The following is a 26,444-nucleotide window of genomic DNA, read 5'->3' as shown; positions in this document are numbered from 1 at the left end:
GAAGTGACCGACGATACCCAGGCGCGCATCCAGACGCTGGTCGACGCCAATGACGTGCTGCTGTTCATGAAGGGCAGCCCGCTGTTCCCGCAGTGCGGCTTCTCCAGCCGCGCGATTGCGATCCTCACCCATCTCGGCACGGAGTTCGAGACCGTCGACGTGCTCCAGGACCAGGGCATCCGCCAGGGGATCAAGGAATTCTCCGACTGGCCGACCATCCCGCAGCTCTATGTGAAGGGCGAATTCGTGGGCGGTTCGGACATCATGATGGAGATGTACGAGAGCGGCGAGCTTGCCCAGTTGCTGGCCGACAGCAAGGCCGCCTGATTACCGGCTAGCGCAGGAAGCGCCCGCCGCGACGAAGCGATAGTCTATCGTCGTGGCGGCGCGCCTGCCCCGGAAGCGCATCGCGTCCGTTGCCGTGTCGAGGCAGCGCTGCGCGCCTTCAATCCATAGTCCTGCCGATTTACCCGTCGGGTGGCACTGCGCCCGGAACGCGCCGCTGTGACAGAGGCGGAAGCCCGCCGGCACCACCACGCGCGCCGACCAGCCCTTGCCGGGCGCCACGATCGTGCCCGGCGGTGGCACCACCGGGGCGGCGACTGCGCGGGTCGGGACGGCGGCCAAGCCCTTCACCTGCTTGGCGAGATCCGTGTAGCGATCGCCGAACCAGCCGGTGAGCGTCACGCGATCCTTCTGCGCCGCCAGGATCACGGCTTCGTCCGCGGCATCGAGCGGCTGGTTCGCCTCGAGCTTGCGCCGGATCGCGCGAAGCTGTTCGGCGCGCAACGCATTGGCCCGTTCGACGCGGAGACGTTCTACCGTCGCCAGTTCCTCGTCCTGCGGGCGCCCGGCACGCAACCAGGCGGGAACGCCGAGCCCGGCGAGGGTGCGCTCGGGCACCAGCATGTTGCCCAGCGCGATGAGCAGCGCGCCGAGCGGCAGCGCAACGAACAGCGCCTGCTCGACCTTGGGCGAGAGCTTGCCGAACATCCAGCTCGCCAGCAGCACGAAGGGGGCCAGCACGAGGAAGGGCAGGGAGGCGCCCAGCGAACGGTCGCCCGGCGCCAGCGCAAACAGGAGCAGCGGCACCAGCAGCGCGAGCAGGACGCGGCCCAGCAGCTTGGCATAGCCGAGGACAGTTGCGCCGGCGTCACCCATCCCCCGCAGCGCCGCGACACCGCCGCCGACCAGCAGCATTCCGGCCAGGTGCATCGGCTGGAGAAAGGCCCAGGCTGCGCCGAGCCCGACCAGCGCGATCAGGGCATAGTTCATCCAGGCCATGCCGAGCGCACGGAACACGGCGCCGAGCAGCAGCACCAGGATCAGACCCGCGATGACCAGGATCATCCGCCGGTGCAGCCGCGCGACCGAGACGCCCGCCGCCTCGATCGCTTCCCCCGCCTCGGTGCGCACCGTGCCGGCGAGCTTGAGCGCGCCGGTCTTCGCCGAATGCGCAAGCCGGGTGAGGCGGTCCCTGCCGGTTGCAGGTGGCGTTACGGCAATATCGGTGCGCGAGTCGGTCATGCGGTGCCCCCTCAGGAACACCTGCATAAACCAGCAGGCATGCGAGGCGAATAGTCTGTTTGGGTGGCAATTGATGACGTCATGGCTGCGCGCCGCCATGGTGTGACGTCACGGCGTCAAGGCATCATGCTGTCATGGGGAGAACCCGGGTCGGGTGGGTCGACGCGAGACCGGGGAAGTAGCGGTCGACCCACCCTATGAAGCGTTGAACGCTTGGGGTGCCTTATACTCTGCAGCCCTCATGCCAGTTCCACGGAACCGCAGTTTTCCGCGGATCTTGCTGGTTAGCCGATTTTAACCAGCCCCCGCACTTGTAAGCGATTCCGACAGTTTCGGAGGGCTTGGCGCTGTTCCTCGCGTGAAAGCTGTCAGAAATCGTTCAGCCAGCGTTCACCCGCTTGACTACAGACGTAATCGTGACGATTACACAAGTAGTCATGTGAAGAGGGAATGATGACCGAACGGATCAGCGACGCCGAGCACGCCGTGATGGAAGTGCTGTGGGATGAATCGCCGCTCAGCGCCCAGGACGTGGCCGAGCGCGTTCCCGCGGAGCGCGGCTGGAGCGCCAATACGGTCAAGACCTTGCTCGGGCGGCTGCTCGCCAAGAACATCATCGCGCACCAGGAAGAGGGGCGCCGCTACCTCTACCGTCCGCTGGTGGTGCGCGGCGACTATGTCGCGGGTGAATCGCGCAAGCTGATGGACCGGCTGTTCGGTGGCAAGCTGACGCCGCTCGTCGCGCATCTCGCCGAGCGCGATCAGCTGACCGATCAGGACATCGCGGAAATCGAGGCGTTGCTGCGGGAGTTGAAGCAATGATCGGCTGGGCTATCGAGATGCTCATCGCCACCACGCTGCTGATGCTGCTGGTGCTGGCGATCCGCGGGCCGGTACGGCGCGCATTCGGCGCGAACATCGCCTATGCCCTGTGGCTGCTGCCGGTCGCGAGGATGTTGTTGCCGGCGCTGCCGCAGGAATGGCGCGAGCAGAGCGTTGCCGCCCCGATGGCGGCGGCGAGCGACGTCATCGCCTATTATGTCGTCGAGCCGATCTCGCTCTCTTCCACACCGGTCGCCGGCACGGCGGTCGTCTCGTCTATCGACTGGATATTCGTGGCGCTGGCTCTTTGGGTCGTCGGCGGGCTGGCCTTTCTCGGTTATCACCTGATCGCCCATGCCAGGCACTGCCGCCGCTTGCTCAAGGCCGCGCGGGTCGATCGCACCGTGGCGCAGGGTCGGGTGCGCGTGATCGAGACCGATGCGGTCCACGGTCCGCTCGCCTTCGGGGTCTGGCGCAAATATGTCGCCTTCCCGTGCGATTTCACCGAGCGCTATGACGAGCAGGAGCGCGACCTCGCGCTGGCCCATGAGCTTGGCCACCACGTCCGCGGCGATCTGATCGCGAACTGGGTCGCGCTGATCGTCCTCGCTCTCCATTGGTTCAACCCGGTTGCCTGGAGGGCGTTCCGCGCCTTCCGCGCCGACCAGGAAATGGCCTGCGACGCCCTCGTGCTCGCCGGCCGCGCCCAGGCACTGCGCCATGCTTATGGCCGTGCGATCGTCAAGTCCGCGCATGGGGGTGCGGTCTCGGCGGCATGTCATCTGCACACAATCAACGAAGTCAAAGGGAGGCTCCGCATGCTTTCGAAGACCCATAAGAATACCCCGGCACGCCTGGCCATCGGCCTGGTCGGCACCGGTGCGCTTGGCCTCGCCGCGCTTGGCCTTACTGCCTCGGGCACCCAGGCTGCCGAGACGATCAAGGTGAAGGTGGAGAATGTCACCGGCATCAAGCTCGCCCAGGACGTGCCCGCCCCGCCGGCGCCGCAGGCCGTGCCGAGCGAGCCCGCCGCGCCCGAGGCGCCGGCCGAGCCCAAAGGCCCGGTCAAGGTCCGCACCTACAGCTACACCGTCAGTTCGGACGGCAAGGGCGACGAAAAGGCGAAGGACGGCAAGCGCGTCACCAAGATCGTCATGGTCCATGCCGATGGCAGCCAGACCGAGAACGAGATGCCGGACATGGACAAGATCCGCGTCAATGTTCCCGAAATCCGCGACGGCAAGTGCGCCGACACCAGCGACGGCAAGCCGGTGATCGTGAATCGCGAGGAGGGCGGCAAGAAGATCATGATCATCTGCTCGAACCGCATCGAGAAGATCACCGTCAACGCCCAGAAGGTCGCCTTCGACGCCAAGCGGATGGGCATGAACTCGGCGATGATGGGCCTGCGCATGGCGCGCCGCTCGATCGAGAGCCAGCCGGACCTGAGCGCCGAGCAGCGCGCCAAGGCGCTGAAGGGCATCGATGAGGCGATCGCCGAAGTCGAGAAGTCCGGCGGGCGCGACGACTGATACTGAGGGGAAGGGCGCTCGTTAAAATTGCCCCTTTCACGAGCGCCTTTCGGACGGGGCCGGCCGATCTCCTTCTCGGCCGGCCCCGTTTCGTTTTGGACCTAGCGGATGGGGCCGGCCTTGCGCTGCGGCGCGGCACAGGCCATTTGCGGGATATGGACATCATCGCGGACGCCCCGACCGGGCTGGCCATGGCGCTCGATCCGCTGGTGACGCGCATATTGGCGCCGAACCCATCGCCCTTCACCTATACCGGCACGCAGACCTATCTGGTCGGCACCACCGCGCTTGCGGTGATCGATCCGGGCCCGGACGACCCCGCGCATATCGACGCGCTGATCGCTGCGATCGGCGGGCGCAAGCTGGTGGCGATCCTGTGCACCCACACCCACCGCGACCACAGCCCCGGCGCCGCGCCGCTCAAGGCGTTGACCGGCGCTCCGATCATCGGCTGCGCGCCGCTGTCGCTCGCAGATGCCGGACCGCGCGCCGATGCGGCGTTCGACACCAGCTATGTGCCCGATCGCGTGCTGGCGGATGGCGAGAGCGTGACCGGGCCGGACTGGACGCTCACCGCGGTCGCAACGCCCGGCCACACCTCCAACCATCTCTGCTTCGCACTGCCGGAAAGCGGCGCGTTGTTCAGTGGTGACCATGTCATGGGCTGGTCGACCACCGTGGTCGCGCCGCCCGATGGCGACATGGCGGCCTACATGGCCAGCCTCGACAGACTGATGGGCCGCGCCGAGGACCGCATTTATTTCCCGGCGCACGGCGAGCCGGTCGAGAAGCCGCACCGCTTCGTGCGCGGGCTGATCGGGCACCGCAAGCAGCGCGAGGGGCAGATACTGCGCCTGCTCAAGGCCGGCACCGGCGCGGTTCCCGATCTGGTGGCGCGCATGTATGTTGGGCTCGATCCAAGGCTGACCGGCGCGGCCGGACGATCGGTGCTGGCGCATCTGATCGACCTGCGCGACCGCGGGCTCGTCATCGAGGAGGGCGATGCGTGGAAGACGACAGCGTGAAGCAGGGCGGTGGTGGGGGCTGCCTGAAGCTGGTCGGCGCGTTGCTGGTGATCGTGCTGGCGATCGGCGCGGGCTTCTGGTTCCTCGGCAACACGATCAAGCAGCAATTCCAGGGGCCGACGCCCGAGACTGTGGCGCAGGCCAGCCTGCAGGGGCTGCGCGAGCAGAACCGCCTGTCCGCCTTTGCCGCCAAGTTCGTCGCGGTGGTCACGTCGAAGCAGAGCCAGCTCGGCTTCACCGCCCAGAAGACGATGATCATGCCCGGCAGCGTGCGCTACGAAGTCGATCTGTCGAAGCTGCGCCAGGAGGATGTGGTGTGGGACGCGGCGGCCAAGCGGCTGACGGTCACCTTGCCGCAGGTCGAGCCCACTGATCCCGCCGTCGATCTCAACAATATCCGCCAGTACGACAATGGCGGCATCCTGCTCTCGGTCACCGATGTCGGCGGCAAGCTCGACGAGGCCAATCGCAAGGCGGGGCAGGTGGAGTTGCTCAAGCAGGCCCAGTCCGGCCCCTATATGCGCATGGCGCGCGACGCGACGCGCAAGGCGGTGGAGAGCAGCTTCGTCATGCCGCTCAAGGCGGCGGGGATCGATGCCAGCGTGCAGGTGATCTTCCCCGACGAGGCCAATCGCCCGACCGAACGCTGGGACGAATCGCGCCGACCCGAGGACGTGCTCTCCAACAGCCGTTGAGCGGCTGCGGCAGATACGGTAGCTTCACGCCATTGCAGCTTTCAGTTGGGGGACTGAGCAATGGCGAGCCTTGCCGAACCGATGCCGCGCGTCGCACACCGCCGCGATCGCTTCTTCCTGATCCTGTCGCTCGCGATGATCGCAGTGATCATCGGCGGCTTCTCGCTGAACCTTGCCGCGGGCCGGTCGAGCTTCGGGCTGCCGCTGATCTACCATGTCCATGCGTTCGTGTTCATGGGCTGGATCGCGATCTTCCTCGTCCAGAACCTGCTGATCGCCACCGAGAACCTGCGCCTCCACCGCAAGCTTGGCTGGATCGCGCTCGTCTGGGTGCCGATGATGGTGGCGATGGGGATGGCGATCGTCCTTTATTCTGTACGTGACCATGGCGGCCCGCCCTTCTTCGCGCTGCCCGAGTTCCTGATCGGCAATCCTGCGGGCCTGCTTTGCTTCGGCGGGCTGGCGCTCTCCGGCTTCGCGCTGCGCAAACGCTCGGACTGGCACCGCCGGCTGATGCTCTGCTCGATGGCGGCGATTACCGGGCCAGGCTTCGGACGGCTGTTGCCGGTGCCGTTCATGATCCCCTGGTCGTGGACCGTCGCGGCGCTGATCGCGCCGTCGATCTTCCCGCTGATCGGCATGGCGGTCGATTGGAAGCGCAGCGGCCGCGTGCATCCCGCCTGGCTCTGGGGCCTCGGCGCGATGGCGGGCACTTTCCTGGTGGCGCAGGCGATTGCCTTCTCGCCGCTTGGCGAGACGATCGCGCGGGCGGTGGTAGCGGGCACCCCCGGTGCCGAACGGCCTATGGCTGCGCGTTGGCCTTGAACCTGCGCCTTGCCCGGGCCATGTGCGGCGCGGGCAAGGGAGTAGGTGATCATGGACGCGCGTAACGGCATCGGCGGCAGCTTGAGCGGGCTCGACCTCCGCGCGGAAATCGACCGGCTGCGCAAGGAGCGCAACGCGGTCATCCTGGCGCATTATTACCAGAAGCCTGAACTGCAGGACCTGGCGGACTTTGTCGGCGACAGCCTCGATCTCAGCCGCAAGGCCGCCGAGACCGACGCCGATGTGATCGCGTTCTGCGGCGTGCGCTTCATGGCGGAGACCGCCAAGATCCTGAGCCCGCAGAAGATCGTGGTGCTGCCCGACATGAATGCCGGCTGCTCGCTCGAGGACAGCTGCCCGCCCGACCAGTTCGCCGCCTTCCGCGCCGCGCACCCGGACCATATCGCGCTGACCTATATCAACTGCTCGACCGAGGTTAAGGCGCTCAGCGACATCATCGTCACCAGCTCCTCGGCCGAGAAGATTCTGGCGCAGATCCCGGAGAGCCAGAAGATCATCTTCGGCCCGGACAAGAATCTGGGCGGCTATCTGAAGCGCAAGATCGGCCGCGACATGCTGCTGTGGCCGGGGGTGTGCATCGTGCATGAGGCTTTCAGCGAGACCGAGCTGCTCAAGCTCAAGGCACAGCACCCCGGCGCCCCGGTGGCGGCGCACCCCGAATGCCCGCCGCACGTGCTCGACCACGCCGACTATGTCGGCTCGACGCGCGGCATCCTCGAATTCTCGCAAGCGATGGCCGGCGACACGCTGATCGTCGCGACCGAGCCGCACATCATCCACCAGATGCAGAAGGCGATGCCGAGCAAGAACTTCATCGGCGCGCCCGGTGCGGACGGCAACTGCAACTGCAATATCTGCCCGTACATGGCGCTCAACACGATGGAGAAGCTCTACCTCGCGCTGCGCGACCTCGAGCCGCGCATCGAGATCGAGGAGGGGCTGCGCCTCGAGGCCAAGAAGAGCCTCGACCGGATGCTCGAAATGGCGAGCGCCACGGTGGGACAGGGCGATCTTGGCGCGATCGGCGGCGATCCGACCAAGGGCGACTGATCCCGGTTCACCGCCACTCCGGCTGCACCCCCATGCTCGCCGAATAGAAGGTCACATATTGCGCCAGCCGCGGCCGGTCGGTGGTGTTCGGGCTGGCGCCGTGCGGCAGGTCGTGGCGCCAGATGATCAGGTCGCCCGCGCCGGCCGGCACGCGCGCCGCCTGGCCGCTCAGGTCCACGGTCCGCGGATCGGCATCGCCGAGCGAGGCCACCCATTCCGTCAGCCCGTGGTGGAAGCCGGGCACCAGCTCGAACGCGCCCTGGTCCTCGGCCGTATCCGCAAGATAGAGCACGCCCAGCATCCCATAGGGGATCGGCGGCACCAGGCTTACGTCCCAGTGCAAACGCGGTGCGGCGAAGCTGCGGCCGGGGCGGAGCGGCGCGTTGAAGCTCAACCGATCGACATGCGGCCACAGGTCGCTGGTGCCCCAGAGTTGGGCGAAGGCCTTGTGCACGCGTGCCGAGCGCCGCACCGCGTCGAGCGCGGGGTGCTGGAAGCGCTGGACCATCATCCCCTGGCTGCGTTGTGAATACCAGGTCGCGGGATCGGCCGGATCAGCGCCCACCGTCTCCCAAAGCAGCGCTGCCGCGGCCTGGACTTCCTCCGGCGTGATCGCCCCGCGCAGGATCACATAGCCCTGGGTTTCCCAATGGGCGAGATCGTCCGCGTCCAATGAAGGCGGCATCGCGTCGATCGCGGCGAGCCGGGCGACGATGCCGGGCGGGGGCGGGGCCTTGTCGAGCGCGGCATGATAGCGCGCGATCACCAGCGGATCGGGCCGACCGGCGGTGGCCAGGATCCAGCGACAAAAGCCTGCGAAATCGGATGGACCGGCGGCAAAGAACTCAGCCGTCTGCTCGATCCCCAGCCCCAGCGCGTCGAGCAGGATATTGTCTGCCATCCACTCCTCGGGTGGCGAGGAGACGAACTGCCGGCGCCGCTCCCAATAGCCGTGCAGCCGGCGGACTTTGGGGAAGGGGACGGGTTCGGCATCGGCCATCGCCGGAACCTGCCTTGCGAGGCGCCTTGTGGTCAATTCCAGTTCAAACCGGGGCCGAGCCGGGCTAGAGGCGGGGCATGGCCTTCACGCTCGATCATTTCGACCTTCCCGCCTTTGTCGCTGCCACGCTTGCCGAGGATCTGGGCGACAAGGGTGACATCACCTCTGCGGCGGTGATCCCCGCCGATTCGGTGTTCACCGGGGTGATGGACAGCCGCGACGCGATCATCGTCGCCGGGCTGCCGATCGCGGAGGCGTTCTTCCGCGCGCTCGATCCCGAGGTCGAGATCGAGCGGCTCGTCGAGGACGGCGAGCGCGTGGTGGCGGGAACCGATCTGATGCGCATCCGGGGTAAGGCCCGTGCGCTGCTCACCGCCGAGCGTTCGGCGCTCAACACGGTGCAGCATCTGTCGGGCATCGCGACCATGGCACGCAGCTATGTGGATGCCATTGAAGGGACGGGCGCGACATTGCTCGACACGCGCAAGACGCTGCCGGGGCTGCGCGTGCTCGAGAAATACGCCACGCGGATGGGCGGCGCGACCAATCACCGCATGGGCCTGTGGGACGCGGCGATGATCAAGGATAACCATGTCGCCGTCGCCGGATCGGTGGGCGAGGCGGTACGCCGCGCCGTCGTTGCGGGCATCGCGAGCATCATCGTCGAGGTCGACCGGATCGACCAGATCGCGCCGGCGCTCGACGCAGGCGCCACCCACTTGCTGCTCGACAATATGAGCCCGGAGACGCTGCGCGAGGCTGTGGCGCTGGTCGGCGGACGCGTGCCGACCGAAGCTTCGGGCGGGGTGCGGCTCGACACGATCCGGGCGATCGCCGAGAGCGGTGTGACCTATGTCAGCGTCGGCCGGCTGACCCAGTCGGCGCCGGCGGCCGATATCGGCCTGGATTTCGGGCAGGAGTGAGGAAAGTGGCAATGCGCAAGCTGGCTCTCGGATTGCTCGGCGCGGGGCTCGCGCTGCTGCCCGGCATCGCCTCGGCCCAGGCCCTGGTCTGCCGCCCGGCGGGCGTAAGCTTGCGCCCGCGTCCGGACCTGCCCGACGCCAGCCAGCCGCGCCGCATCCTGCCGATCGGCTCGTACACGCTGGCGCTTACCTGGAACCCGGGCTTGTGCCGCGCGAATGGTGGCGATCCGGACAATCGCTTCCGCTGTGGGCGAAGCGCGCGCTTCGGCTTCACGCTGCACGGGTTGTGGCCGGATGGGGTTGGCAAGACCTGGCCGCAATATTGCGCCGACACGCGCATCCTGCCGCCCGCGCAGATCAAGCAGATGCTCTGCACCACGCCCTCGGCCCAACTGATCCAGCACGAATGGGCCAAGCACGGCACCTGCACGACGATGTCGCCCGCCACCTTCTTTGGCACGGCCAAGCTGCTTTACGACAAGGTCCGTTATCCGGACATGGACAGGCTCTCGCGCGGCGACCTGACCGTGGGCCAGTTCAAGGCCCGCTTCGCCGCGGCCAACCCGAACATCCCCGCCGGGGCGATCCGCGTGACGGTGACCAAGGAAGACTGGCTCGACGAGCTGTGGCTCTGCCTCGACACAGGCCTGCGCTATGAGCGCTGCAAGGCCGGCAGCGGCGGCGCGGCGGACGGCAACACGCTCAAGATCTGGCGCGGTAGCGGGCGACGCTGAGCGTGCGGCCGGCTTCGATCCGCCGGTTCAATGCTGGCTATCTGCTCTGGATGGTCGTGGCCATCGGCTTTGAGATCTGGGTCGTGCTCGATCGCCTGAGCGGAGCCTATCTTCCCGCGTCGTTCGCGGTCGTGACCTTCGGGGCGATCGCGCTGCATCTCGCGCTCAACCTCGTCCTGCGCCATTTCATCATGGTGCGCCCGCGCCGCGCTGCGCGCACGACCTTCGCGGCGCTGCTGGGGCTCGGCACGGCATACCTGCTCTACGTGATAGGCGAGGAGATAAGGGTGCTCGGCACCCTTCTCCTTAGCTGGCGGACAGGCTTTATCGTCCTCTCCCTCGCGGCGCAGTTCGGTCTGATGTGGCTGCTCTTCCGCCCGGATGCGGACGCATGGCTGCGCGGCGAGGCGCCCGACCCACCCGAACTGCTCGAAGAGACCTTCAGTTAGCGGTGGTTGACCGTCGTGGTGCCCGGGTGGTGCTTGTCGAGGTGGCGCTTGATCAGCTTGAGGTTGCGGGTGTTCGACTTGAACACGAAGTCCGCCGCATCGCCCACCACCGGCACCAGGCCGATCAGCCAGTCGAAGCCGACATTGCCGAGCATCCGCGCCATCGTCGTCGCCGGCATCTTCAGGTTGCGGGCTTCCCAGACGATGTAGAGGCCGAGCAGCGCTGCGATCACGTCGCCGCCGACCGGAACGAGGCCCAGCACCGCGTCGAGGCCCACTTTGGACTTGAAGCCGGGGATGGGGATGCTGCGCTCGAGCAGATGCTCCATCATCTCGATCCGGCGGCGCACATCCTGTGCGTGCCGGCCCAAAGGCAGGGCTGCCGAAGCCATCCGCGTCGTTTTCGCCACCTTTACCTCGTCTCGTTGCGCAGGTGGTTCAACGGGTGCCATGCCCGTGCGTTCCCCTGCCACGCCTGAAGCCTGAGCGCGACGATAGACCATCGGAGGGGCTGGGCGATAGGAATATAGGCGCCATCGGCGGTGAGCGCCGCGTCGGCCTCGGCGATCCGCTGGGCGCGGGCATCGAGATCGGGTGCCTCGCGGCCAGCATCGACCAGCGCCTGGGCTTCGGGCGAGCAGGGTTGGCAGGCGGTGGCGACGAACCAGCGCGCGCTGTCATAAGGGGCGACTGCGTCGATCAGGCGCAGGTCGGCGGGGGAAGTTGCACCAACACGCTCCGGCGTGATCCCGATCGCGTAAAGTGCCTCGGCGATCCGCGACCAGACCAGGGTCGCGCCGGGGCCGGCGGGCAGGGCGATACGAAGCGTGACTGGTCCTGGATGTCCGCGCTTCCACGCGGCGACCGTAGCGCGCGCATTCTGCCGGCGCTGGCCGAGGTTGAACTGCGCCCAGCCGGGCTGGGCCGGGGCGGCGGCCGAATCGAGCTGGGCGGGGAGCAATGCCTCCACCGGCGCCCAATCAGGATGGACCTGGTGGGTGAGCGTGGGCCTGTCGATCGCCATCGCAACCGCGGCGCGATTGGCGGCATCGCCGAGGAAGCCGCTGCGCGACACCACGGCGAGCCCGAACAGGCCCGAGGCGCCATCCAGCCGCACATTGGCCTGGGCGATGCCGGCCGCGTCGATCAGCGGCCAATCGACGAAACTGCCACCGAGCACGAGATCGGACTGACCCTCGCGGAAGCGCGCGACCGCGGCGGCGGCGCGCTCGCCGCGGAAGAGCAGCGTTTCCTGGGGGCGGGGCACTGCCCCATCCTCGCCATCGCCGGGACCGGGCGCCGGGCGCAGCACGATGCCACCCCCGCGCGCAGACGCACGAAACGGGCCGCTACCGTCGAGCTTGCCGAGGCGGAACACCGCCATTTCGGGCTGGGCGAAGAGCTTGAGCAGATCGGGGCGGGGGCGCTTCAGCCGCACCTCGATCACCTGCGGCGTCATTTCCACGATCTCGTCGATCACCGCGAGGAAGGGCGAAAGTGCGTTCTGCGAGCGCGGCGCGATCACCCGGCGCAGCGTGCGCACCACTTCCTCGGCGGTTACCGCCTCGCCATCGGGCCAGGTCGCGTCGTCGCGCAGGCGGAAGATGTAGCTGCGGCCATCGTCGATCACGATCCAGCGCTCGGCGAGCCCGGGCTCGATCTGGCCGCCGGCATCGAAGCGCACCAATCCCTGCGCCGTTGCCCCCAGCAGCGCGCGGCGGGCGGGGTCGAGCGCGCCCGCATCGGGATCGGCGAGTGCACTGCCTGCGCCGATCGCGCTCACTACCACCGCGGTATCGTCCCGTCGCTGTCCCGCACCACCGCCGCACGCCGCAAGCGCGAGCAAGGGAAGCAGACAGGAGGGGTAGAGGCGCATTCAGAGACATCCGGGCAGGGTGAAAGCAGGTGTATGGAACCGGGCACCGGCTGCCAACCCCCGGCGCTTGTCCTGCAGCAGCACCGATTCGTCGTGCTGCAATGCGGCATCGGGAACCGGAGCGGGCGCGCGTGTGTTTGTCGTTATGTCTCGAAAGGGAGTGTAATGTTATGCGTATCCTAGGTCGTGCGGCAGCCGCCGTCGCTATCCTCTCGCTGGCCGCTGCGCCGGCACTTGCCGCGCCGGGTGCGCCGGCTTCGAAGCTCTCTCTGCGAGCAGCCACCGCTTCTAAGCATAAGTCCGATATCGCCGGTGTGCCGATCATCGCGGTTATCGGGCTGATTGCAATCGTCGCGGGCGGGGTGATTATCGCTACCGATAGCGACGACAGCCCCGACAGCCCCTAGGCTGATTTAAATCTGGCGGAGCGGCCTGCCTGGTTCATGGGCGGGCCGTTCAGCTGTGCCTGCGCAGGGCGACGCCCTCGATCTCGATCAGATAGCCATGGTGCAGTTCGGGCACCGGCACGACCGCCCGCGCCGGGCGATGTGCGCCCATCCGCTCGGCATAGAGGCGGTTGAAGCGCGGCCAGTTGTCGATACCGACGACGTAGACGGTGACCTTCGCTACATCTTCAGGCCCGGCACCCGCCGCTGCCGCGACGGCGAGGAAATTGTCGAGCGCGACCTTTGCCTGCGTGTCAAAGTCCCGATCGGCGGTGTGGCTGCCATCGGGCAGGATCGGCAGCTGACCGGAGATGAAGACAAGGTCGCCGACCGCAACGGCGGGACTGTAATGGCCGCCCGGCGGTGCGGTGTTGGGGCTGCTGATCGCTTCAATGGCGTTGGTCATTAGCTTCCTCGCGCGACTCGGCTGCCCCCGCTACATGGCCTGCACACAATAGCCGGCAGCCAGGCGCTGCCTGCCGAAATCGTTGCGGGGACAATAATGGTGCGGACGGCGGGACTCGAACCCGCACGCCCCTAAGGGCAGAAGATTTTAAGTCTCCGGCGTCTACCGGTTCCGCCACGTCCGCATCCGCCCCATTGCCAAGCGCATGGGGATGCCGGCGTCAAGCGGTGCGCACCGCTCAGACGTTGAGCTTGATGCGCATTTCCTTGCCAGGCTTGAAATAGGGGACGCGCTTCGCGTCGACTTCGACCGTCTCGCCCGTGCGCGGGTTGCGGCCGGTGCGCGCATCGCGTGCGCGGGTGGAGAAGGCGCCGAAGCCGCGCAGCTCGACGCGGCCATCTTCCTGCAGGCGCCCGACGATCTCGTCGAAGAAGACCGACACGATCTTTTCGACTTCGCGGACCGAAAGGCCCGGATTGTCCTGCACCAGCAACTGAACCAGTTCCGAGCGGATCATCCGCAACCTCCCTTTGCGCAAGCGGACCGCGATTTCCGCCGCGCGCTCAATCCCTTTGCGGTCTCTAGCCCCGTTCACCAATCTTCATCAAGGCGAAGATTGCCGATTAACCCATGATAATCAGGTCTAATCGAAACGGGGAGCGGTTTTTGCCGCTCCCCGTCCCAAGGTCTTAGTTCTTTTCGCTGCGGGCCTTGAGGGCCTCGCCCAGGATGTCGCCCAGCGACGCGCCCGAATCGGACGAGCCATACTGCGCCACAGCCTGCTTCTCTTCGGCGATCTGCATCGCCTTGACCGAGAAGGTGGGCTTCTTCGAGCGATCGAAGCCGGTGACCATCGCATCGAGCTTCTGGCCGACCTGGAAGCGCTCCGGACGCTGCTCGTCGCGGTCGCGGCCGAGATCGGTGCGCTTGATGAAGCCGGTCGCGCCATCGTCGCCGACCTGCACTTCGAGGCCCGCGTCGCGGACTTCGAGGATGCTGACGGTGACGACCTGGTTCTTGTTCAGGCGATCGGCCGAATCGGTCGAGCCCGCTGCGGCGACGCCGCCACGCTCGAGCTGCTTCATGCCGAGCGAGATGCGCTCCTTGTCCGGCTCGACCGCCAGAACGATCGCCTTCACGGTCTCGCCCTTGCGGTGCAGGTTGAGCGCGTCTTCACCCGAAATGCCCCAGGCGATGTCCGACATGTGGACCATGCCGTCGACGTCGTTGTCCAGGCCGATGAACAGGCCGAACTCGGTGGCGTTCTTGACTTCGCCCTCGACTTCGGTGCCGACCGGATGGGCAGCCGCGAAGGCCTCCCACGGATTGCCCTGGGCCTGCTTGAGGCCGAGCGAGATGCGGCGCTTCTCGGCGTCCACCTCGAGCACCACGACTTCGACTTCCTGCGAGGTCGAGACGATCTTGCCCGGGTGCACGTTCTTCTTGGTCCAGCTCATCTCCGAGACGTGAACCAGGCCTTCGATGCCCGGCTCGAGCTCGACGAATGCGCCATATTCGGTGATGTTGGTCACGCGGCCCGACAGCTTCGCGCCGACCGGGTACTTGGCGGCGGCGCCATCCCACGGATCGCTCTCGAGCTGCTTCATGCCGAGCGAGATGCGCTGCGTGTCGCGGTTGATGCGGATGATCTGCACCTTCACCGTGTCACCGATGCCCAGCATCTCCGACGGGTGGTTGACGCGCTTGTAGCTCAGGTCGGTGACGTGCAGCAGGCCGTCGATGCCGCCCAGGTCAACGAACGCACCGTAATCGGTGATGTTCTTGACGACGCCGTCGATGATCTGACCCTCGGCCAGGCTCTGGATGAGGCCCGAACGCTGCTCGGCGCGGGTCTCTTCGAGCACGGCGCGGCGCGACACGACGATGTTGCCGCGCTTGCGGTCCATCTTGAGGATCTGGAAGGGCTGGGGGATGTCCATCAGCGGCGTGACGTCACGCACCGGACGGATATCGACCTGCGAACCCGGGAGGAAGGCCACTGCGCCCGACAGGTCGACAGTGAAGCCGCCCTTGACGCGGCCGAAGATGACACCCTCGACGCGCGCGGTCTTGGCGAACTCGCCCTCGAGCTTGTCCCAGGCGGCTTCGCGGCGGGCGCGGTCGCGGCTGAGCATCGCTTCGCCATTGGCGTTCTCGACGCGGTCGACATAGACTTCGACTTCGTCGCCAACCTTCAGGTCGGCCTTCTGGCCCGGCGCTGCGAACTCGCGCAGCGGCACGCGGCCTTCCGACTTCAGGCCGACGTCGATGACGGCGAGGTCGTTCTCGATGCCGGTGACGGTGCCGATGACGACGCGGCCTTCAAAGCTTTCTGCGCCGCCGAGCGTCTGATCGAGCAGTGCCGCGAAATCGTCGCGGCTCGGGTTTGCCGTAGTGGCCATGTGTTAGAGTTCCTACTTCAGTTTTTCCGGCCAACCGGTTGGGTCCGGCGGTCTTGGGGCCAGATTTGCCGCGGCGGCCGATCGCCGTTCGCGGCATCCGATGCGCGATGACAAGCAGAGGAAAAAGCAGACCGCCGATTAAAGCGAAAAGGGCGCGTGAGAGTCACCTCTCCGCGCCTTCCTCCGCGAGCACCGCCCGCCGGACGCGCGCGCCTTAGCGGAAACCGGCTTTTGCCGCAAGCATTGCGAAGCGGCAGCGGGGATGCGAGGTGCGGCCTTTGAGCCCAGCCATGCGAGACATGACGATGGAATATGAGAACGAACATTTCGAAGGCGTGACGGTCACGCTGGACGGCAATAGCTACCGCAAGTGCAGCTTCAAGAATGTCGAACTGCAATATTCGGGCGGGCCGGTCGAGATGGCCGAGTGCGGGATGGATCATTTCTCCTTCCGCTTCGGCGGCGATCTCGCCCAGGGGCTGTTCACGCTCTACCAGCTGTTCGGCACCGAAGGCATGCTGCAGATCATCCGCGGCTTCACCGATCCGGACGTTACCGGCGGCGAAATTCAGATCAAGGTCTGAGGGCGCTGTCGTCGCCCCCACCCTGCCGGGGTGGGGAAGGGACGGAAGATCAGGCCACGGCGCGCAGTTGCGCGGTCGCCTTGCGGGCGACGACGGGACGGAACACCAGCGACAGCACCATCGGCTCGCTGCCCTCGGGCGGCGCAGCGATCAGCACGCCGGTGGGAGTGGCGCGGAACAGGCCGGGGCTCATCTGCTCCATCGCGTCGGCGGTCGCCTTGGCGGCGATCGTCGACGCGGACTTGCCGTCCCACATGTCCTCGAGCGGCATGAAGCCGAATTCCTCGACCTGAACCCATTCGCAGACCTGGCCGAGCTGCACCGCGACCACCGGCCGCTGCGGGCCCACCGGCACGCGGAGATGATAATAGCCCTCGGCGGTCGGCCAGGCGGTGAAGTCCATCACGCCCTGCTGCGTGGCACCGGCGAGGATCACCGGCACCTGGAGCCCGCCGACTTCGAAATCGGTGGAGCGCAGGTCGAGCTTGAAGCGTGACGCGGTGAAGTTGGCGAGGCTCACCGGCAGGCCCTGGGCCTGGAGCTCGGCCGACATGAACTGCGGCAGCTGATCATTGTAGAAGGTGAGGCCACGGCGGCGCAGGCCGTGCTTGCCGCGCCCCTTGTCGACCAGCGTCACCGAGGCGGCGCTGCCCATGTTGTAATCGAAGTCGAAGCTTTCGAAGACGCCCACTTCTCCGGCGCTCGGCAGGAAGAACAGGCGGGCGAAGCTCGCCGCGGCGGCGCGGCAGCGGCTCGCCAGGTCATCGGCGCGGGGTGCGCGGACGCGGCTGTTGCCGGCGGCGGCGACGAAATCGAGGGCCGCGGCCTGGACCTTGCCGCGCGAGGCATTGCTGGCGGCCTTGGCGTCTATCTTCTCGCGCACCGGCGTGCCGTCCGCGTCGAAGTCGATCGTCGAGCCCTGCTCGATATTGCACAGCTGCTCGAGCACCACGATCGAGCGCGAAAGCGCGTGGAGCGTGCGATAGTCGAAGTTGCGCACATCGATCATGCCGCGCTTGTCGAGGCCCGACTGGCGCTTCTCGCGCAGGAAGATGTAGCGGCCGCTCACGCTGACGTTCATCGCCTCGGCCAGCATCGGGGTCAGCAGGTTCTGGACCGTGCCGTTATAGCCGATATCGACCAGCATGATCGCGTCGCCCTGCTCGACGCCGGCGGCGGCGAGGTGCGCGATGATCTTCTTCAGGAAGGCGTCGCGGCGGGTGAAGATCTTGCGCTGGATGTCGCGATCCTTGCGGATCCACTTCACGAATGCCTGGCGGTGGAGCTTGTGCGCCTCGTAATCGTCGCCGCCCTTGTCGAACTTGGCATATTCATGGGTGAACAGCATCAGCTGGCGGGCAAGCGAGCGGACCGGCAGGCGCTCGGTCCATTCCTCGAGATAATGGTCGAGGAACTTCTCGTCCTTGATGCTGGCGCGCAGCGCGACGAAGCGACTGATCTCGACCGTCTTCGCGTCCATCTCGGGATAGAGCGCCTCGAACACCTTGTAGGGCAGATAGCCGTCACGCATCACGAACAGCGGGCGGACCGGGCGGCCGGCCTTGGCGCTGGCTTCGTCGAGCTCGTTCTTCAGCCAGTGCGCGAAGGTCTCGAGACCCGGGCCGACGATGTCGTGGCCAAGCATATAGGCGGGATCGTCCGAGCTGCGCATCGCGATCTGCGCGCGGTGCGGCTGGGCAACCGGGCGGGTGATGCCGCTCTGCGGATCGAGCATGAGCGCGGTCGCCGCCTCCATGCGCAGGCGCGAAGCAGCGTCCGAATCGAACTGGAGCAAGTGGACGGCGTGCAGGCCGTGCTCGTGCGCCGCGTCATAGTCCGCGGCGCGATTGTCGCCGACGTGCAGGATCTTGTCGGCCGCGACTCCGAGCGTCTTGAGCACGATCGGGAACAGGCCGTCGCGCTTGCCTTCGCCGTGCGCGTTGGAAACGAAGACATGGTCGACCAGCGCCAGCACGTCCTCGCCCGCCGCGCCCGCGATATGGGCGCGCAGCTGCGGCTCGGTCAGATACATGTCGGAGACGATGATCAGCTTGAGCCCGCGGCGCTTGGCCTCGCGCATCAGCGCAACGGTGGGAGCGAAGGCGAAGGCGTGATCGGCTTCGATCGCCAGCTCGCGGCCGATTGCGGCCTCGATCTCGGCATCGTCGGCGTTGCCCATCATCTCGCGATAAATGTCGGTAAGGCCCACTTCGCGGGCACCGGTGCGCAGATGTGCGCGCTTGCGGGCATGCGATTCGGCCCACATGCGCGGTTCCACGCCGCCGCCAAGGAATTCAATATCGGCGAAGATGTCCGTCGGCGCATGGGTGTTGCGCCAGATCAGCGTGTCGAAACAGTCGAGCGACAGGACTTCAATGCCCTCAGGCGCCTTGTCCAGCAGGCCTTCGATCTCGAAAGCACGCACCGTCATCTGCATTGGTAATCCCCTGGTTCCTCCGGGACATTACTGAGCAGTCATGGTTAGAAAGCCGTTAACCAGCTTATTGGGGCGGGTGCATCTTGCCGTTCACGATCGCGATCGCGCGTTGCACGGCGGCATCGATCGACAGGAAACTGGTGTCGAGCAGCGCTGCATCGGGCGCCTGGAGCATCGGCGCTTCGGACCGGCGCGAGTCCCGCTCGTCGCGCGCGCGGATGTCGGCGAGCACCTTGTCCAGGCTGGTGAGGATGCCGTGCTTGCGCAGCTCCAGATGGCGGCGCTGGGCGCGGATCATCGGGGTCGCCTTGACGAACAACTTCACGTCCGCGTCCGGTGCGATCACCGTGCCGATGTCGCGCCCATCGAGCACAGCACCGCTCTTCTGCCGGGCGAACTTCTTCTGGCGATTGAGCAGGGCGGCGCGGACCAGCGGATGCGCGGAGACCACCGACGCTGCCTTGCCGACCTCGTCGGTGCGCAGCCACGGGTCATTGAGGAGATAATCCTCGAAGCTGCATGCCGAGACGGCATCGGCTTCCTTGGCCGGATCGAGCTCCTCGCGCAGCACGGTGGCGGCGACGGCGCGATAGAGCAGCCCGGTATCGAGATGCGGCAGCCCGTAATGCTGCGCGAGGGCGCGCGCGATGGTGCCCTTACCAGAGGCTGCCGGTCCGTCGACTGCGATGATCATATGTCTGAGCGTTCGCGTTACGCAGGCGCTGCGTCAAGCGATTCGGACGCGAATCTGCATCAAACCGCGTCGTGGTGCGCCATCCAGTCGCGAAGCAGGGCCAGATAGGCCTCTGGCTGGTCGGAAAGGATCGAATGGGCCGATCCCGCAACCTCCTTGAAGGTCGCTCCGGGGACCTCGGCGGCAAACCGCGAGACGGTCTCCGGCCGGGCCTCGTCATATTCGCCGCACACGAAGAGGGTTTTGGGCCCATCCAGCTTCTTGAGCAGCGGTTCGCCGTCATAGTCGCGCAAGGTGCCGGTCGAGACGAACTCGGCCTTGCCCCACATCCGGTTGTACAGCGTGTCGCCGGCATCGCGCGGCGCCCGGGCGCGGTATTCGGCGATGCCGTCGGCGCGCTTCGATCGGATCACATAACGGCGGTAGAAGTCCCAGGTCGCCGCTTCGCAGGTCGCGGCCGGGGGCGGGGCGGCGGTGTCGCACTTCTCCAGCGTGGTGCGCTGCTCGGGCGGCATCTGCGAGCGGAGCAGATTGGCGTCGGCGATCCAGCTTTTCGTCGAGACCAAAGGCGACTGGACGATCAGGCTCGCCGTGTCGGGCCGCCGCCTCGCGCCATATTCGATCGCGAGCGTACCGCCCCAGCTGCCACCGCCGACGTGCCAGCGGGTGATGCCCAGCGCGTCGCGGATCCGGTCGATCTCGTCGACGAAGCGGCCGACGCGCCAATTCTTCGGATCGAGCGGCGCGTCCGAACGGCCACTGTCGAGCTGGTCCCACAGGATCACCGCGCGCTCGCCGGCGAGTGCCGTGAGCGGCAGCAGCCCCGAATGATCGCCGCCCGGGCCACCATGCGCATAGATGATTGGCGGGCGTGGGCCCTTTAGATCGCCGTTGACGCGGACATAGACGCTGCCGCCCTCGACCGGGACCATCAGCTCCTTGTCCGGCGCGAACCGGATCTCGCCGAGCATCCGCGCCCAGGCGGGGAGGGCGATGGCGCTGGCGGCGATGCCGCCCAGGAAGGAGCGGCGATTGAGGATCATGCGGTCAGGCTGTCCAATACGGTGAAGAAGGCCGGGTAACTGGTCTGCACCGGGGCGACATCGTCGATGGCGATCGGCGCGGCGGCGGCGAGGCCGGCGACAGTCATGCTCATCGCGATTCGGTGGTCGAGCATGGTGACCGCGCCGCCGCCGCCCGGGATCGGCGCGCCGCCGGTGCCGGAGATCGCCAGGCCGTCCTCAAATTCCTCGGTCACGACGCCGTTCGCTTCCAGCGCCGCGCGCATCGTCGCGATCCGGTCCGATTCCTTGACGCGCAATTCATGCGCGCCGCGCGCCACGGTGCGGCCCTCGGCGACCGAGGCGGCGACGAAGAGGATCGGATATTCGTCGATCATGCTGGGCGCGAGCTCGGGCGGGACTTCGATCGCCTTGAGCGGGGCATGCTGGACGCGCAGGTCAGCTACCGGCTCGCCGCCTACTTCGCGCGAATCGACCTCCTCGATACTCGCGCCCATCATGCGGAGCGCCTGGATCAGGCCGGTGCGGGTGGGGTTCATGCAGACGTTGGAAATCGTGATGTCGGAGCCCGCCACGATCGACGCGGCGACCATCCAGAATCCCGCCGACGAGGGATCGCCCGGCACGATGATGTGCTGGGGCTTGAGTTCGGCCTCGCCGCGAATCGAGATGATCTTGCCCTCGGGGCTCTCCTCGACGGTCAGTTCGGCGCCGAAGCCGCGCAGCATCCGCTCGCTATGGTCGCGAGTCGGCACCGGTTCGATCACGCGGGTGATGCCCGGCGTGTTGAGCCCGGCGAGCAGCACCGCCGACTTCACCTGCGCCGAGGCGACGGGCAGCGTATAGGTGATCGGCACCGCCGGGTTGATACCCCGCAGCATTAGCGGCAGGCGGCCGCCGGGGCTGGCGGTGATCTCTGCGCCCATCTGGCTGAGCGGCTCGATCGCACGGCCCATCGGGCGGCTCGAGAGCGACGCGTCGCCGGTGAAGGTGACGGTGATCGGATGGCTGGCGACCAGCCCCATCAGCAACCGAGTCGAGGTGCCCGAATTGCCCATGTCGAGCGCGGTCTCGGGCTGGAGCAGCCCGCCGACGCCGACGCCGTTGACCGTCCACACGCCATCCTCGCCGCGGGTGATCGTCGCGCCCATCGCCCGCATCGCCGCCGCGGTGGCCAGGACATCCTCGCCTTCGAGAAGCCCCTCGATCTTGCTTTCGCCGACCGCGAGCGCTGAAAACATCAGCGATCGATGGCTGATCGACTTGTCGCCGGGAACCGTGACATGGCCCTTGAGCGGGCCGCGTGAGGAGATGCTGAGCGGGCGGGGAGTAGAACCGGACATGATGCGCGGCTTTGACAGCGCCCTTGCGGCATGGCAAGGCGCGCCCCACTTTCCGGGACAACATCCCGAAATCCAAGATTCTGAAAGGCGAAGAGGCAACACATGGTGAAGCCGGAATGGGGCACCAAGCGCGCGTGCCCGAAGTGCGGAACGCGCTTCTATGATCTGACCAAGGACGAGCCCGTTACCTGCATCAACTGCAGCTACAGCTGGGAGCCGGAACCGATCCTCAAGTCCAAGCAGCCGCTGCCGTTCGAGGTGGTGAAGACCGAGAAGCCCGTGGCGGAGGATTCCGACCTGGGTGACGAGGATCTGGACATCGGTGCCGACGACGAAGAGCCCTCGGCCGATGACGACGTCGATCTGGGCGGCGACGACGACCTGGGCGTCGAGACCGGCGGCGACGACGACGAGCAGTAATTTTCGGGAAATTGGCAGGGACCCCAAAAAGGTCCTTGCCAGACCCGAAGGGCGCATCTAGAGCGCCCGTCTTCCCGGGGTTTGGGGCCGTAGCTCAGCTGGGAGAGCGCTGCAATGGCATTGCAGAGGTCAGGGGTTCGATCCCCCTCGGCTCCACCATTCCCCTCGAGAAAAAGCCCGCAGAAATGCGGGCTTTTTTCGTTTCCCGGCCGCTCGCGAATCTAGCGTGCAGCAGCCCCCTCGATCGGCAGCAGCAGCGTGAAGCGCGTGCCATCGGCTCCCGATTCGAGCAGTACCGAGCCGCCGATCACTTCGGCCCGGCGCGCCTGGTTGCCGAGGCCCCGGCCGGCCGCTTCCGCCGCGGTGTCGAAACCGCGGCCATTGTCCGCCACTCCCACGCATACCTGGCCATCGCGCACGCCGGTGGTGACGGTGATCTCGCTTGCCCCGGCATGCTTGATCACGTTGGTGAAGGCTTCCTGCAGGATTCGCAGCACATGGAGCGAGTGGCGCTGGTCGAGCCAGGCCAGCGGCGGCACGTCGCGGACTTCCCAGCGCAGGCGGATGCCCGTCGATTCGAGGCGCGGCTGCAGGCGGAAGCGCAGCGTGCCGAGCAGCAGCAGCAGATCGGTCTCCACCGGCTCCATCGAATCGATGGTGAGCTTGAGATCGTCGATGCAGCCCTTGAGCAGCTGAGCGATGTCCGCCTCGTCGATATGGCCGTGCTCGACCATGCGCAGCGTGCTGACCAGCGAGGAGCCCAGTCCGTCATGCATGTCCTGCATCAGCCGCTGGCGCTCCTGCAGCAGCACTTCGCGCCGCTCGATCTCGCGCAGCTTGAGGTGGCTGGCGTTGAGCTCCGATTCGCGTTCGGCCAGTCGGCTGGCGAGCACGACGTTGGAATCGGCGACGGCCTTCATCGCCTTGAGATAGCGGCTCAGCATGATCTGGCAGAAGACGATGATCAGCGCGATCTGGGCGTAGAAGGAGATGAACAGGCTCTCGATGTTGATGATGTTGTTCTGCAGCAGCATGTCGCGGCCACCGAGCGCGAAGGTGAGCAAGCCGCATATCGCGAGGCCGGCGCCCTCGGCACTGCCGACGCGCCGGCTCCACACGATGTGCAGGACGTAGGTGACGGCGCCCACCGAAACCATGGTGATGTACATCAGCGGCGATACAATCGTCGCGTCGGGTGCCCCCTTGAGCAGCGGCAGCGTGATCCCGCCAAAGCCGAGGCACATGATCGCGATGATCGCAGTCAGCCAGCGGGCATGATGGTGGTGCACCGCGGTGAGGAACAGATGCGTGACCAGCACGGCCCAGCCGACCGAGTTGACCGTGACCCAGCCGAACCACGCATCGGACACCGGAAGCCGGTCCGCGCCCATATAGGCGTGCATCACGCGCAGGAAGGTGACGAGCGTCATCAGCGCATAGAGAAGATAGAGCGTCTCGCTGCGCCTGCGCAGCCAGATCAGGAAGGCGAACACTCCCGTCGCCAGGAACATCGCCGAGCTGATATAGGGCAGCTCGGCCTGGAAGAAGGCGCGCGTGTAATAGGCGGCGGCGAGCTGGCGATAGTCGCCAAGCCACAAGGTCGACAGCGCGCCGCCGATGCCGCGGACATGGCGGATGCGGATCAGCAGGTCCCGGGGTGGCTTGCTCTCCGCCGCTTCCTCGAGCGGGATCCACAGCGGGCGGTTGGAGCCGTTCCATTGGAGATTGGCGTGGGTCTGCCAGAATAGCCGGCCGTCGACATAGATCGCCAGTTCGCCATCGGTCTTCCAGCGCGGGATGTAGAGATAGGCGCCGTGCGGCGCTTCCTGCGCGGGATCCAGGGTGAAATGATACCAGCTGGTCTGGGTCGGCAGCAGGCCGGCGTCACCGCCTCCGGGCAGCATGTTCGGCCTGGGCGCATGCGGCAGCTCGACTTCCCGCCACTGGCCCGCCAGGGCTTGCCAGTCCTGCGTGCGCGAAGGCGGCGGATAATCCTGCGTGTACTGGACCAGTAGCTGGGCGCGGGCGAGGTGGATGCCCCGGGGCTGCGTGCAGATGTACAGGAGGGTCAGAAGCAGGACCGCCAGCCCCGTATAGACGAGGAAGGCCCGTAGCGTCCTAGAGGATACCATGGTTGCGGGCCTCGAAGATCGCCTCCGCCTTCGAGCTAACCTCGAGCTTCTGGTAGATGCGCCGCACAAAGGTCATCACCGTGTTGCGCGAGACGAGCATCAGTTCGGCGATCTCGTCATAGCTGAAGCCCTTGGTGATCAGTTCGAGCGCCTCGCGCTCGCGCGGCGAGAGGGGAGAGGCGATCGGCGTCACTTCCGCCAGCGTCGCCGCCGGCGGCACCGGCTCGGCGGGGCGGAAGCGCAGCAGGATCTGGCGGGCGATGCGCGGACTGATCGGGCTACCCCCGGCATGGAGCGCGCGGATCTCGTCGGCGATCTTCTCGGGCGAGCTGTCCTTGAGCAGATAGCCCGCAGCCCCAGCCTCGATCGAGGCAATCACGTGTTTTTCGTCGGCGAAGGTGGTGCTCACCATGATGCCGCAATCGGGCCAGGCGGCGTGCGCGTCGCGGATCACGTCGATGCCGGAGCCGTCGGGCAGGCCGAGATCGACCACCAGCACGTCGAGCGGGTCGCCTGCGAGCATCTTGCGCGCCTGGGCGACATTGTGCGCCATGCCGATCAGCCGCATGTCCGTAGAGCTGCCCACTGCCGCAGCGAAGCTGTTCTGGAAGGCGATGTCGTCTTCCACCAGCGCGACCTTGAGCAGAGGCGGGGCGGCATCGGCCATCGGTACATCCTGGAGCGGCGCGCGTTCCACGGCGCGGACGGAGCGGCGATATGTTGGGCGCGTGGTAACGCCCTGCTTTCGCGCTTGTATCATCGGATACGCCCTGAGCCTGTCCCTATAAATAGCGACATACGCATGATTTCGCAGGCGGTACAATTTGTTTCCCAGGCTTGTCCCGGGTAGTTTCGGGCCTGACAGGTCCGGCAGACAGAACGAGTCGCGCGATGCCAAGTCCCCAACCCCTGACGCCCATGCTGGTGGCGGAGCTGGTCGGCGGCATCTACGAGGCCGCGCTCGATCCGCTGCTGTGGCGCCCGCTGGTCGAGCGGATCGAGGCGATCTACCCCGAACTGACGATCATGCTGTTCAGCCATGAGGCCGGCGCCACCGACGAGCTGAGCGTAGTGCTCAACTATCCCGAAGCAGCGCTGCGCGACTATTCGGCCTATTATTTCTCCAACAGCCCGTTCGTCGATTTCGTGCCCCGCAATCAGGTCGGGCTGCCGACGCGCTCGGAAACGATCATCAGCAAGGCCGAGCTGTTCCGCACCGAGCATTATAACGACTTCATGCGGCCGCACAGGCTCGGCCTGCACGGCTGCGGCATGGTGCTGGAGCGCGAGCCGGAGGGCTGGGCATCGCTCTCCTTCTCGGACCAGAAGGACGATGTGGACCGGCGCGCGCACCAGATGGCGCTGCTCGGCCTGCTCGCCCCGCATTTCGCCCGCGCGCTAAAGCTGCGGCGTGCGATGATCGCGGCGCGTACGCCCGGCACCGCGCAGCAGGCGGTGTTCGACGGCTGGGCGCACGCGGCCTTCGTGCTCGATGCCGAGGGGCGGGTCGCCACGATGAACCGGCGCGCCGAAGCGCTGGTCGCAAGCTGCAACGGCATCACGCTCAACCGCCTCGGGCAGCCGCGCAGCCTCGACGACCGGTGCAGCCGCGCGCTCGACACGGCGATCGTCCATTGCCGCCTGCAGCTGGCGGATAGCGCGCTCAACGGGGTCATGCTGCCGCGGGAGGGTCGCACGCCGCTGCACGCGATGCTGTGGCCGCTCGCCTCGGTGACTGGTTTCGGGCTGCCGACGGCGCCGGGGCAAGTACTGCTGATCGTCTCGGATCCCGAGGATACCCCGCCCGGCGCAGTGACGTGGATTGCGCGCCGCTTCGGGCTTTCTCCATCCGAGGAGAAGCTGGCCGACGCGGTGGTCGCCGGGGTGCCGCTCAGCGACGCCGCCGAGCGCTTGGGCATCCAGCTTTCCACCGCACGCACGCGCCTCAAGGCAATCCAGGCCAAGACCGGCTGCCACCGCCAGCTTGACCTGGTGCGGCTCGCAATGTCGGTACCCGGGATAAATCTGCGCTGATTCGCAGGTTCGCGGACGCCATCTCGCGAATTCACTCCCATATGG

27 protein-coding genes and 2 tRNA genes are annotated in these 26,444 nt (G+C 66.8%); 15 read left to right on the top strand and 14 right to left on the bottom strand.

Annotation, left to right across the window (positions count from 1 at the left end):
• Positions 1-3 precede the first annotated feature (3 nt).
• Positions 4-327, top strand: coding sequence for a Grx4 family monothiol glutaredoxin (gene grxD, locus HZY97_RS06235; RefSeq protein WP_180141756.1), 324 nt, complete (start codon positions 4-6; stop codon positions 325-327).
• Here the strand turns inward: grxD and HZY97_RS06230 are convergent, their stop codons facing one another.
• On the bottom strand, positions 328-1,527 hold the full coding sequence (locus HZY97_RS06230; RefSeq protein WP_180141753.1) for a hypothetical protein: 1,200 nt from the start codon (positions 1,525-1,527) through the stop codon (positions 328-330).
• 453 nt (positions 1,528-1,980) lie between these two features.
• Between HZY97_RS06230 and HZY97_RS06225 the strand changes: the two genes are divergently transcribed.
• The 6 genes from HZY97_RS06225 (at position 1,981) to nadA (ending at position 7,497) form a co-directional block, all read left to right on the top strand.
• Complete coding sequence (locus tag HZY97_RS06225) at positions 1,981-2,349, top strand: BlaI/MecI/CopY family transcriptional regulator (protein WP_180141752.1); 369 nt, start codon at positions 1,981-1,983, stop codon at positions 2,347-2,349.
• Positions 2,346-3,881: a M56 family metallopeptidase gene (locus HZY97_RS06220; RefSeq protein WP_180141750.1), complete on the top strand. Its 1,536-nt coding sequence runs from the start codon at positions 2,346-2,348 to the stop codon at positions 3,879-3,881. The genes HZY97_RS06225 and HZY97_RS06220 overlap by 4 nt, the downstream gene beginning before the upstream one ends.
• A gap of 155 nt (positions 3,882-4,036) precedes the next feature.
• Entirely contained in the window at positions 4,037-4,906 is an 870-nt protein-coding gene (locus HZY97_RS06215) for an MBL fold metallo-hydrolase (protein ID WP_180141748.1), read from the top strand.
• Positions 4,888-5,601, top strand: coding sequence for a DUF4230 domain-containing protein (locus HZY97_RS06210; RefSeq protein ID WP_373684308.1), 714 nt, complete (start codon positions 4,888-4,890; stop codon positions 5,599-5,601). Before HZY97_RS06215 ends, HZY97_RS06210 begins: the two co-directional genes overlap by 19 nt.
• An 81-nt stretch (positions 5,602-5,682) precedes the next feature.
• Positions 5,683-6,426 (top strand): hypothetical protein, encoded by a 744-nt coding sequence (locus HZY97_RS06205; protein WP_257214938.1) that lies wholly within the window; start codon positions 5,683-5,685, stop codon positions 6,424-6,426.
• A gap of 51 nt (positions 6,427-6,477) precedes the next feature.
• Positions 6,478-7,497 carry a quinolinate synthase NadA gene (nadA, locus tag HZY97_RS06200; protein WP_180141746.1) on the top strand — a complete coding sequence of 340 codons (1,020 nt, stop codon included), beginning with the start codon at positions 6,478-6,480 and terminating at the stop codon, positions 7,495-7,497.
• Positions 7,498-7,504: 7 nt separating this feature from the next.
• On the opposite strand, the gene HZY97_RS06195 is transcribed toward nadA, so the two are convergent.
• Positions 7,505-8,497, bottom strand: a complete 993-nt coding sequence (locus tag HZY97_RS06195; protein WP_257214937.1) for a phytanoyl-CoA dioxygenase family protein — start codon at positions 8,495-8,497, stop codon at positions 7,505-7,507.
• Between the two features lie 77 nt (positions 8,498-8,574).
• Between HZY97_RS06195 and nadC the strand changes: the two genes are divergently transcribed.
• From nadC to HZY97_RS06180, 3 genes are read left to right on the top strand one after another with little or no spacing between them, the layout of a single operon-like run.
• Entirely contained in the window at positions 8,575-9,420 is an 846-nt protein-coding gene (gene nadC / locus HZY97_RS06190; RefSeq protein WP_180141744.1) for a carboxylating nicotinate-nucleotide diphosphorylase, read from the top strand.
• 11 nt (positions 9,421-9,431) lie between these two features.
• Positions 9,432-10,154 (top strand): ribonuclease T, encoded by a 723-nt coding sequence (locus HZY97_RS06185; RefSeq protein WP_180141742.1) that lies wholly within the window; start codon positions 9,432-9,434, stop codon positions 10,152-10,154.
• Between the two features lie 50 nt (positions 10,155-10,204).
• Positions 10,205-10,603 (top strand): hypothetical protein, encoded by a 399-nt coding sequence (locus HZY97_RS06180; RefSeq protein ID WP_180141740.1) that lies wholly within the window; start codon positions 10,205-10,207, stop codon positions 10,601-10,603.
• Here the strand turns inward: HZY97_RS06180 and HZY97_RS06175 are convergent.
• Positions 10,600-11,013 (bottom strand): DUF4112 domain-containing protein, encoded by a 414-nt coding sequence (locus HZY97_RS06175; protein ID WP_373684307.1) that lies wholly within the window; start codon positions 11,011-11,013, stop codon positions 10,600-10,602. The genes HZY97_RS06180 and HZY97_RS06175 overlap by 4 nt on opposite strands.
• Positions 11,014-11,015: 2 nt before the next feature.
• On the bottom strand, positions 11,016-12,386 hold the full coding sequence (locus tag HZY97_RS06170; RefSeq protein WP_373684306.1) for an ABC transporter substrate-binding protein: 1,371 nt from the start codon (positions 12,384-12,386) through the stop codon (positions 11,016-11,018).
• Between the two features lie 263 nt (positions 12,387-12,649).
• On the opposite strand from HZY97_RS06170, the gene HZY97_RS06165 reads away from it, so the two are divergent.
• Positions 12,650-12,886 (top strand): hypothetical protein, encoded by a 237-nt coding sequence (locus HZY97_RS06165; RefSeq protein WP_180141736.1) that lies wholly within the window; start codon positions 12,650-12,652, stop codon positions 12,884-12,886.
• Positions 12,887-12,935: 49 nt separating this feature from the next.
• On the opposite strand, the gene HZY97_RS06160 is transcribed toward HZY97_RS06165, so the two are convergent.
• The 4 genes from HZY97_RS06160 to rpsA all read right to left on the bottom strand — a co-directional run bounded on the left by HZY97_RS06160 (position 12,936) and on the right by rpsA (position 15,733).
• Positions 12,936-13,331 (bottom strand): RidA family protein, encoded by a 396-nt coding sequence (locus tag HZY97_RS06160; RefSeq protein WP_180141734.1) that lies wholly within the window; start codon positions 13,329-13,331, stop codon positions 12,936-12,938.
• A gap of 97 nt (positions 13,332-13,428) precedes the next feature.
• A tRNA-Leu gene (locus HZY97_RS06155) sits at positions 13,429-13,515 on the bottom strand.
• A gap of 54 nt (positions 13,516-13,569) precedes the next feature.
• Positions 13,570-13,848 (bottom strand): integration host factor subunit beta, encoded by a 279-nt coding sequence (locus HZY97_RS06150; protein WP_116838546.1) that lies wholly within the window; start codon positions 13,846-13,848, stop codon positions 13,570-13,572.
• A 172-nt stretch (positions 13,849-14,020) separates the two neighbouring features.
• Positions 14,021-15,733, bottom strand: a complete 1,713-nt coding sequence (gene rpsA / locus HZY97_RS06145; protein WP_180141733.1) for a 30S ribosomal protein S1 — start codon at positions 15,731-15,733, stop codon at positions 14,021-14,023.
• 290 nt (positions 15,734-16,023) lie between these two features.
• Between rpsA and HZY97_RS06140 the strand changes: the two genes are divergently transcribed.
• Entirely contained in the window at positions 16,024-16,317 is a 294-nt protein-coding gene (locus HZY97_RS06140) for a hypothetical protein (protein ID WP_180141731.1), read from the top strand.
• 49 nt (positions 16,318-16,366) lie between these two features.
• Here the strand turns inward: HZY97_RS06140 and HZY97_RS06135 are convergent, their stop codons facing one another.
• From HZY97_RS06135 to aroA, 4 genes are all read right to left on the bottom strand, one after another.
• Positions 16,367-18,748, bottom strand: a complete 2,382-nt coding sequence (locus HZY97_RS06135) for an HAD family hydrolase (RefSeq protein ID WP_180141729.1) — start codon at positions 18,746-18,748, stop codon at positions 16,367-16,369.
• A 70-nt stretch (positions 18,749-18,818) separates the two neighbouring features.
• Positions 18,819-19,448 (bottom strand): (d)CMP kinase, encoded by a 630-nt coding sequence (gene cmk / locus HZY97_RS06130; RefSeq protein ID WP_180141727.1) that lies wholly within the window; start codon positions 19,446-19,448, stop codon positions 18,819-18,821.
• 59 nt (positions 19,449-19,507) lie between these two features.
• Positions 19,508-20,491, bottom strand: a complete 984-nt coding sequence (locus tag HZY97_RS06125) for a proline iminopeptidase-family hydrolase (RefSeq protein WP_180141725.1) — start codon at positions 20,489-20,491, stop codon at positions 19,508-19,510.
• Positions 20,488-21,813, bottom strand: a complete 1,326-nt coding sequence (gene aroA, locus HZY97_RS06120; RefSeq protein ID WP_180141723.1) for a 3-phosphoshikimate 1-carboxyvinyltransferase — start codon at positions 21,811-21,813, stop codon at positions 20,488-20,490. The genes HZY97_RS06125 and aroA overlap by 4 nt, the downstream gene beginning before the upstream one ends.
• A 102-nt stretch (positions 21,814-21,915) precedes the next feature.
• Here aroA and HZY97_RS06115 point away from each other — a divergent pair, with 102 nt between their 5' ends.
• Together HZY97_RS06115 and HZY97_RS06110 are read left to right on the top strand one after the other, a co-directional pair.
• Positions 21,916-22,233 carry a TIGR02300 family protein gene (locus tag HZY97_RS06115; protein ID WP_180141722.1) on the top strand — a complete coding sequence of 106 codons (318 nt, stop codon included), beginning with the start codon at positions 21,916-21,918 and terminating at the stop codon, positions 22,231-22,233.
• Positions 22,234-22,316: 83 nt separating this feature from the next.
• A tRNA-Ala gene (locus HZY97_RS06110) sits at positions 22,317-22,392 on the top strand.
• 62 nt (positions 22,393-22,454) lie between these two features.
• Here HZY97_RS06110 and HZY97_RS06105 read toward each other — a convergent pair.
• Both HZY97_RS06105 and HZY97_RS06100 read right to left on the bottom strand, forming a co-directional pair.
• Entirely contained in the window at positions 22,455-24,365 is a 1,911-nt protein-coding gene (locus tag HZY97_RS06105) for an ATP-binding protein (protein ID WP_180141720.1), read from the bottom strand.
• A complete protein-coding gene (locus HZY97_RS06100; protein WP_180141718.1) occupies positions 24,352-25,032 on the bottom strand; it encodes a response regulator transcription factor in 681 nt (226 codons plus the stop codon). Before HZY97_RS06100 ends, HZY97_RS06105 begins: the two co-directional genes overlap by 14 nt.
• 224 nt (positions 25,033-25,256) lie before the next feature.
• On the opposite strand from HZY97_RS06100, the gene HZY97_RS06095 reads away from it, so the two are divergent.
• Positions 25,257-26,399, top strand: a complete 1,143-nt coding sequence (locus tag HZY97_RS06095; protein WP_180141717.1) for a hypothetical protein — start codon at positions 25,257-25,259, stop codon at positions 26,397-26,399.
• Positions 26,400-26,444 lie beyond the last annotated feature (45 nt).

The sequence above is a fragment of the Sphingomonas sp. R-74633 genome, from assembly GCF_013416555.1.
Classification (GTDB): Bacteria; Pseudomonadota; Alphaproteobacteria; order Sphingomonadales; family Sphingomonadaceae; genus Sphingomonas.
Note: the sequence above shows the minus strand (reverse complement) of the source record. Positions and strands in the feature narration are given on the sequence as shown.

Bases quoted from the DNA above. Each gene is read 5' to 3' on its own strand.
- HZY97_RS06230 (WP_180141753.1), bottom strand. From the start codon at position 1,527: ATGACCGACTCGCGCACCGATATTGCCGTAACGCCACCTGCAACCGGC.
- HZY97_RS06225 (WP_180141752.1), top strand. From the start codon at position 1,981: ATGACCGAACGGATCAGCGACGCCGAGCACGCCGTGATGGAAGTGCTG.
- HZY97_RS06220 (WP_180141750.1), top strand. From the start codon at position 2,346: ATGATCGGCTGGGCTATCGAGATGCTCATCGCCACCACGCTGCTGATG.
- HZY97_RS06215 (WP_180141748.1), top strand. From the start codon at position 4,037: ATGGACATCATCGCGGACGCCCCGACCGGGCTGGCCATGGCGCTCGAT.
- HZY97_RS06205 (WP_257214938.1), top strand. From the start codon at position 5,683: ATGCCGCGCGTCGCACACCGCCGCGATCGCTTCTTCCTGATCCTGTCG.
- nadA (WP_180141746.1), top strand. From the start codon at position 6,478: ATGGACGCGCGTAACGGCATCGGCGGCAGCTTGAGCGGGCTCGACCTC.
- HZY97_RS06195 (WP_257214937.1), bottom strand. From the start codon at position 8,497: ATGGCCGATGCCGAACCCGTCCCCTTCCCCAAAGTCCGCCGGCTGCAC.
- nadC (WP_180141744.1), top strand. From the start codon at position 8,575: ATGGCCTTCACGCTCGATCATTTCGACCTTCCCGCCTTTGTCGCTGCC.
- HZY97_RS06185 (WP_180141742.1), top strand. From the start codon at position 9,432: ATGCGCAAGCTGGCTCTCGGATTGCTCGGCGCGGGGCTCGCGCTGCTG.
- HZY97_RS06180 (WP_180141740.1), top strand. From the start codon at position 10,205: ATGGTCGTGGCCATCGGCTTTGAGATCTGGGTCGTGCTCGATCGCCTG.
- HZY97_RS06165 (WP_180141736.1), top strand. From the start codon at position 12,650: ATGCGTATCCTAGGTCGTGCGGCAGCCGCCGTCGCTATCCTCTCGCTG.
- HZY97_RS06160 (WP_180141734.1), bottom strand. From the start codon at position 13,331: ATGACCAACGCCATTGAAGCGATCAGCAGCCCCAACACCGCACCGCCG.
- HZY97_RS06150 (WP_116838546.1), bottom strand. From the start codon at position 13,848: ATGATCCGCTCGGAACTGGTTCAGTTGCTGGTGCAGGACAATCCGGGC.
- rpsA (WP_180141733.1), bottom strand. From the start codon at position 15,733: ATGGCCACTACGGCAAACCCGAGCCGCGACGATTTCGCGGCACTGCTC.
- HZY97_RS06140 (WP_180141731.1), top strand. From the start codon at position 16,024: ATGCGAGACATGACGATGGAATATGAGAACGAACATTTCGAAGGCGTG.
- HZY97_RS06135 (WP_180141729.1), bottom strand. From the start codon at position 18,748: ATGACGGTGCGTGCTTTCGAGATCGAAGGCCTGCTGGACAAGGCGCCT.
- cmk (WP_180141727.1), bottom strand. From the start codon at position 19,448: ATGATCATCGCAGTCGACGGACCGGCAGCCTCTGGTAAGGGCACCATC.
- HZY97_RS06125 (WP_180141725.1), bottom strand. From the start codon at position 20,491: ATGATCCTCAATCGCCGCTCCTTCCTGGGCGGCATCGCCGCCAGCGCC.
- aroA (WP_180141723.1), bottom strand. From the start codon at position 21,813: ATGTCCGGTTCTACTCCCCGCCCGCTCAGCATCTCCTCACGCGGCCCG.
- HZY97_RS06115 (WP_180141722.1), top strand. From the start codon at position 21,916: ATGGTGAAGCCGGAATGGGGCACCAAGCGCGCGTGCCCGAAGTGCGGA.
- HZY97_RS06105 (WP_180141720.1), bottom strand. From the start codon at position 24,365: ATGGTATCCTCTAGGACGCTACGGGCCTTCCTCGTCTATACGGGGCTG.
- HZY97_RS06100 (WP_180141718.1), bottom strand. From the start codon at position 25,032: ATGGCCGATGCCGCCCCGCCTCTGCTCAAGGTCGCGCTGGTGGAAGAC.
- HZY97_RS06095 (WP_180141717.1), top strand. From the start codon at position 25,257: ATGCCAAGTCCCCAACCCCTGACGCCCATGCTGGTGGCGGAGCTGGTC.